We start from the raw sequence: 6,928 nt of genomic DNA on the forward strand, positions 1-6,928 counted from the left end.
TAAAGCAATGAAACTTGGTGCTTTTGAATACATCACCAAACCGATCAATCCTGACGAATTATTGGCTACAGTAAAAGAATCGCTTTCCACTACCAATCCTGTCGTTCAGAAATTCCCCTCTGCTCCTCAAAAGCCGGCTGTTCCTAAAATAGCCAAAGGAAGCTATGTAATTGGTAGTTCTGCAGAAGCAGAAAAATTGGAGAAACATATTCAATTGGTGGCCCCTACTGATCTGAGCGTTTTGGTATTGGGTGAGACGGGTACAGGAAAGGAATTTGTTTCCAGAAGAATCCACGATTTATCAACACGGAAAAATGGGCCATTTATAGCAATTGATTGTGGCGCATTGCCAAGAGAACTTGCAGGAAGTGAATTATTTGGTCATGTAAAAGGAGCATTTACTGGGGCATTAGATCATAAAACAGGACATTTTGAATCCGCTACAGGCGGGACTATTTTTCTCGATGAAATCGGAAATCTAAGCTATGAAGTTCAAATCCAATTACTTCGTGCAATCCAAGAGAGGACTATCCGGAAAATTGGGGGAAATAAAGAAATTCAAATAGATGTAAGAATCATAGCAGCTACCAATGACAATCTTATTATTCAGTCTGGAGATGGTCATTTTAGGGAAGACTTATATCATCGGTTAAATGAATTCACACTTCATGCTATACCATTAAGAAGAAGAAAAGAAGATCTTGAAGATTTCTCTCAGCAGTTTTTAGAGGAAAGTAATCAACGACTTAACAAATCGGTAAGAGGCTTTACTCCGGAGGTATGGGAAATATTCCTGGCCTATGACTGGCCTGGAAATCTAAGGGAGCTTAGAAATATTATTAAAAGAGCTGTTTTATTAACCTCAGGAGAATTGGTGGAAAAGGATGCACTTCCTTCTGATTTATATGAGCCTTCCTCTCAGGTTTCAGGTTTCAATTCCGGGAATTCTCCATTCTCTATGAATGAAGAACTTCCTTCACCAAAAGATTATAAGTCAAAGTGGGTTGAACAAGAAAAGGAATTGATTCAAAAGGTATTAAATGACACAAAATTCAATAAATCTAAAACTGCCAGAATTCTTAACATGGATCGAAAAACCTTGTATAGTAAAATGGAAAAATACGGGTTGGACTAAAAAAAATATTTAGCGGCTCTCTGGTGCAAAAACTAATTCTGAGAGAGCCGACAATAAATTTTTAACTTCTACATCCAATAGATTCAATACATCATCCAACCCATTCTGGGTTCCTAATTTTAGACTGTTTTCAACTTTTCTGGCGAGTTCTCCACTCGGGCTCTTAATCTGCCCAAGCCTACTTCCCAACTGATGGCAAATCTCCAACACCTCATTCCAACGATTATTTAATCTTGCCCTCTTCAGTTTAGCTATGTCTCTTTGGGTATCACGGATCAAATCCTTTAGAATATCCATCAATAAGTCTTCATCTCCCATGCAAAATCTTCTCATGTCTTTCAAGTCGAATTGATCATGGTTTTCTGATTGGATTGAGGAAGCCAAAGGTTGTCCTTTTGTGGCTCTGTCTGGAAAAACCCGGCTTAGGCAAGCTACAAGGGCCTTTTCCTGAAAAGGTTTAAATAGTAATTCATTAAAACCTTCCTTCATCATTTTTTCCTTTTCCTCCACAAATACGTTTGCGGTCATGGCTAGGATAGGCAAGGTTTGGTAGGAAGGAAAAGATCGTAAGGATTTAACCACATCAAATCCCGAAAACTCTGGCATTTGAATATCAATTATGGCAAGGTCTATCTTGATTTCTTCAAACTCGTCACGAAAGCTGGCTCCACCAGGGAATGCAATCACATTTGCGCCGAAATAAGAAAAGATTGTTTCCAGATATCGTAAACCCACTTTATCATCATCAACCAAAAGCACATTCTTACCACTCAAATCGATAAAATTGAATTCTTCTGAATTTACCTCAGAGGCTTTTGATGGAACAGTTTCAAGTGGTAAAGTAATTGTAATTTCAGTCCCTACTCCTACTTCACTTTTAGTATCTATTTCCCCATTCATCAACATCACAAGTCGATGGACAATGGCCAGCCCAAGTCCTGTTCCACCAAATTTTCTTGAAATAGAATTATCAGCTTGATCAAATTCCAGAAAAACCTTTTCCAATACTTCATCACTCATCCCGATTCCGGTATCACTAATCTCCACAATGAGTTGATTATTTGCCCATTCTATGACTACCTGGATAGAGCCTTCCTGTGTGAATTTAAAAGCATTGGAAAGTAAATTATTCAAGATCTGTTTCAGCCGAAGTTGGTCCCCTTCCAGCCATTTATCTTCTGGCAGATCCAAGTCCCAATGGAAAGCAAGTTTCTTCTCATCTGCTTGTAATTCGTAAAAATTTTGAAGCGAACTAAATAGTGCTACCGGGTCAAATGCCGTATACTCCAATTTAAGTTTCCCTGCTTCAAGTTTTGAAAAATCGAGAACATCATCTACAATTTCCATTAAAGTCTGCGATGCGAAACCTATCATTCGCAAATAAGATTGCTGAGTCGTATTCATTTCGGATTTTTCCAGCACGGATTGGTAGCCTTGAATGACGTGAAGTGGATTCCTAATCTCATGACTCATGTTGGCCAAAAATTCCTGCTTCGATCTAGCCAACTGTTCAGATTTTTGTTGAGAACTCAAAAGGTTTTCCTGATAGGTTTTATTCAACTTAATCTCCTTTAAAATTGAGAATACCATGAGTGCTGAGCCTAGAACAGCTAGCCCCACGATCAGGAGGAGAAAGAAGGTGACATCATTTGCCAGTCCAAATGCAGCACTATTTTGAGAATTTGAGTCATTCAAAACTGTATTTTCCAAAACTCTCAACAACTGTTGGATAGTGCCAATAATTTCGCTTTGTTTTTTGGAAAGCTCAGTTTCCAGAGAGGCAAGTTTTTGCCGCTGATAAGATTCTTCTCTATAAATCCTGCTGATTACCCCCCGGATATTATAAAGGATGCTATCAATAGTAACAGGTTGAACAGAATTAGGTCTTGAATTTTGCCTTTGAAGATTCCGAAGGTAATTCACTAATTTATCTTCCTCTTTGGCTAATTCATTTGATAAAATTCTACCCCTTTGCAAGTCTTGGTTTGGCGGAAGTTCCTGAAGGTTTGCGTTTTGTTCCTCCAGTTCATCCAAGATGATACTCCTTGGTTCTAATGTTCGCAAAGGTTGCGTTTCCACATCAACCGCTCTTCTTCGGATTCCCAACTCAACTTTTCTCAAAGCTTCTTGGGTAAAATTACGGTTGGCTAGGTTCCTTTTCACCTCAAAGAGATCCATATAACCTGTGACAAGAGTTGCCAGGTTATCACGAATACTTTGAATGTTGGCTTGCTCTACGGTATCAGAGGCCAATTCTTCCAGTTGAGAAAGCTTCTGGTTTAAAGAATTTAAGGTGGAATCTTTTACCCGGAAATCTCCCTCTGCCCCAACTTGATCTATTTGGGAAACCTGAAAAATCTGAGCTTGTAATTCATTGAGAAGATTTAGCTTTTTATTTGGCTGGGCCAATTCAGCTACAGTATCTACCAATCGATTTAGTGTATAATAAGTCAAACCCGCTACACCGATCAAGAAGATAGCTGCAAAGAAAAAGCCGATTACGACCTTACTGGCTGTTTTGGATGGGGGATTGACTTTTTTCATAAATCTATCCCCCAAAAATACCAATAATTATTCCAAGTATTAGAATTTCAGAAGGGTATATCCCTGCGGCACATAAGTAGTGATGGTCGTGAGTGCGGAATGGGCGATTTCTATTCCTGACCAAATATCTTCCCTTTTAAACCCTCGGGCTCTCATGGATTGACCACAAACATACATTTCTACGCCTGCATCTTTAAGAGCTTGGTAAACGGCAATATTTGGATTATCCACCTGATTTCGGCCTTGATAAGCTTCATTTGTCAATGCGGTGAAAATCGCTCCTCCGTGGATCACCACTTTCACATGCATTTGATCTTGCTTCACTCCGGCAAGACCATGAAGATTCATCAATCTGGCGATGTTATCCACCCAACGGCTGATCTGTTTCGGGTCATCCGCTCCGGTGGACATATCCACAATGATTTTATAATCCAAGCTAGGATCAGGGCGCTCTGTCGCATCTGGAACTTCGTAAATCCCTCCGAAACCTTTTACTAATGGAAACTGAGCCTCAGATTGAGCAAATGTAATTTGGGTAAGAAGCAATAGTGCAGCCGAGAAAAGAGCTGATTTGAATAGTCGGTTCATAGAGAATTTTATTAGCATGAAAAAGTAGGAAAAATATTGGGGAGATAGGAGGCCATTGGTGGAAATTTATCAAGTGAAAAAGTTTTTCTTCGTGAATCCTATTTTCGATATCTCATTAAAAGATTATTAAAAATAGCCTATCGCAAATGCGCAGCGGCGCGGAGAATGACATTTTCTTTAATTATAGCCCGCGAATATTGCGCTTTAAGTTTCCATTCAATGATAGATTTCATCGCGAGAACATAAAACTATTTCACTCACTGTATTTTTGAAAGAAGTCCATTAAATTATTATTTACCAAAATACCTAGTCTATCCGCTCCAAGACGAAAAAGACAGTCCATTTATAAACCTCAAACTCATAAAGTCCGAGTCTTTGAAAAAAAATTATAAAACCAAAGTAGTCTATGTTTATTTAAATAATGAGATTTCCTACCTATCGGTAGGCAAGATCCCTATGGTCGAAATGACTAGATTATTGCTTTGCGCCTTCTCTCCTTTGCGGGAGATTTTCCTTAATAAATCGAAACTACTTCGGCCTCTGGTATTCGAGGCGGCGACATAAAAGCAACTTTAAGGAGATTTCTCCTTTCAGTCGAAATGACCAATTTGAGCTCTTTTCTGTAAAAAACTAAAAAAGCCCTGAATTTCTTCAGAGCTCTTGGTGCGCACGAGAGGATTCGAACCTCCACACTACTTAAAGCACCAGCCCCTCAAGCTGGCGTGTCTACCAGTTTCACCACGTGCGCTTACTGGGACTGCAAAAGTATCAGACTTGCCTATTCGAAGCAACCCCTTCCCTAAAGCTTTTCAAATTATTTTCTTCTTTAGGAGTAAACTTTCTTCTCCGCTGCAAGCAGGGTATTGTAAAGTAAAGAAGCAATGGTCATCGGACCCACTCCTCCTGGAACAGGCGTGATTGCGGAAGCGATTTCTGACACTTCATCAAACTTCACATCTCCAACCAAACGGAAACCGGATTTCTTGGTCGCATCTTCGATTCTGTGAATTCCAACATCAATCACCACCGCGCCTGGCTTCACCATGTCTTTCGTTACAAAATGAGGTTTACCCAAAGCTACGATCAGGATATCTGCAGATCTTGCAATTTCTTCTAGATTCTTAGTACGGCTATGCGTCAAGGTCACGGTAGCATTTCCTGGATATCCGTTTCTTGCCATCAAAATACTCATAGGACTTCCTACAATATGGCTTCTTCCAATTACTACGCAATTCTTTCCTGAGGTCTCGATCTCGTATCTTTTTAGCAATTCTACGATCCCATAAGGAGTAGCTGCCACATAAGCAGGCCAGTTAAGAGCCATTCGTCCTACGTTTGCAGGAGTAAAGCCATCCACATCCTTTTCCGGTTTGATCTTATCCGTTACCTTTTCTACAGAAATATGCTTTGGCAAGGGTAATTGCACGATCAATCCATCTATCGAAGGGTTTTCATTGATATCTTGTACTACTTTTAGAAGTTCGGCCTCAGAAACAGTTTCTTCCAATCGAACCAAAGTAGACTCAAAACCACAAAGTTCACAAGCTTTTACTTTTGCATTTACATAGGTATGACTAGCTCCATCATTCCCTACAAGAACTGCTGCCAAATGAGGTGTTTTTCCTCCTTCCGCTTTGATTTCAGCTACTCGTGTAGCGATTTCGTCTTTGATTTCAGAGGATGTTTTTTTTCCGTCTATTAAGATCATATAAATTACGATTTTCGATTTGGGATTTACGAGATCTAAAGGAACTCCAATCTTTTAATTTTTTAAAGAACCATCAATTTATTTAACTATTAGAGGTCCTTACTGTTTTAATACTAGCAACTACGATAGCGACCAGTTCATCTGATTCTTTAATCAGTCTTTTTATTTCTGATGATAATTCCAAATTGTCATTTATTTCGTCAATCACTTCAAGGAAAAACTGACTTTCATCGCCTTCTTCCTCTACAATTTTCAATTTGTTAATAAAATCAGCCTTAGACTTAGCCCTAGTTACTGCTCTATAATTTGCGGCAACAGAGCTAGAACTTCTGATTACCTGATTTACATAACTATTATATTCTCTGGAATGCGGCAACTTAGAACACAATCTCCAAACATCAATTGCAAATTGCTTTGTTCTTCTGATCATTTCATGTTTCATATGACATTCAGTTAGAACTAAATCTAAAAAGTTGCCTATGAAAAAAGAAGATTGAGGTACAATTAAATCTCGTAAATCGTACCTCGTAATTCAAAAATCGAATTAATCCAGCTTCAGCACCGCCATAAACGCCTCCTGAGGCACTTCGACGTTTCCGACTTGTCTCATGCGTTTCTTTCCTTTTTTCTGTTTTTCCAGCAACTTACGCTTTCGGGAAATATCACCGCCATAACATTTTGCCAATACGTTTTTACGAAGGGCTTTTACAGTTTCTCGGGCAATAATCTTTGTTCCAATAGCTGCCTGAATTGCAATCTCAAACATTTGCCTTGGAACCAGTTCTTTCAACTTTTCACAAAGTCTTTTCCCCCATTCGTATGCCTTATCTCTATGAACAACCGCTGACAAAGCATCTACTGGTTCTCCATTCAACATCACATCCAATCTTACCATATGGGAAACCTGATATCCGATCAGTTCATAATCCAAAGAAGCATATCCTCTGGAAATG

The 6,928-nt window shown here is 39.1% G+C and carries 5 protein-coding genes, 1 tRNA gene and 1 pseudogene; 1 reads left to right on the forward strand and 6 read right to left on the reverse strand.

Annotated features, from left to right (window positions below; translation table 11 throughout):
- Positions 1-1,135, forward strand: a 1,135-nt coding sequence (locus Q0L68_RS13940) for a sigma-54 dependent transcriptional regulator (RefSeq protein ID WP_296704311.1), incomplete at its 5' end; no start/stop codon positions are given.
- Between the two features lie 9 nt (positions 1,136-1,144).
- Here the strand turns inward: Q0L68_RS13940 and Q0L68_RS13945 are convergent.
- From Q0L68_RS13945 to Q0L68_RS13970, 6 genes and pseudogenes are all read right to left on the reverse strand, one after another.
- A complete protein-coding gene (locus Q0L68_RS13945; protein ID WP_296704315.1) occupies positions 1,145-3,679 on the reverse strand; it encodes an ATP-binding protein in 2,535 nt (844 codons plus the stop codon).
- Positions 3,680-3,718: 39 nt separating this feature from the next.
- Positions 3,719-4,267, reverse strand: a complete 549-nt coding sequence (locus Q0L68_RS13950; RefSeq protein WP_296704317.1) for a DsrE family protein — start codon at positions 4,265-4,267, stop codon at positions 3,719-3,721.
- A gap of 661 nt (positions 4,268-4,928) precedes the next feature.
- Positions 4,929-5,015 (reverse strand) — tRNA-Leu (locus tag Q0L68_RS13955).
- 78 nt (positions 5,016-5,093) lie between these two features.
- Complete coding sequence (locus tag Q0L68_RS13960; RefSeq protein WP_296704319.1) at positions 5,094-5,975, reverse strand: tetrahydrofolate dehydrogenase/cyclohydrolase catalytic domain-containing protein; 882 nt, start codon at positions 5,973-5,975, stop codon at positions 5,094-5,096.
- 82 nt (positions 5,976-6,057) lie between these two features.
- Positions 6,058-6,417 carry a four helix bundle protein gene (locus Q0L68_RS13965; protein WP_296704320.1) on the reverse strand — a complete coding sequence of 120 codons (360 nt, stop codon included), beginning with the start codon at positions 6,415-6,417 and terminating at the stop codon, positions 6,058-6,060.
- Positions 6,418-6,519: 102 nt separating this feature from the next.
- Positions 6,520-6,928 (reverse strand): annotated as a pseudogene (locus tag Q0L68_RS13970) (elongation factor 4); the annotation flags it as partial.

The organism is Algoriphagus sp., assembly GCF_024642405.1.
Lineage (GTDB): Bacteria > Bacteroidota > Bacteroidia > Cytophagales > Cyclobacteriaceae > Algoriphagus.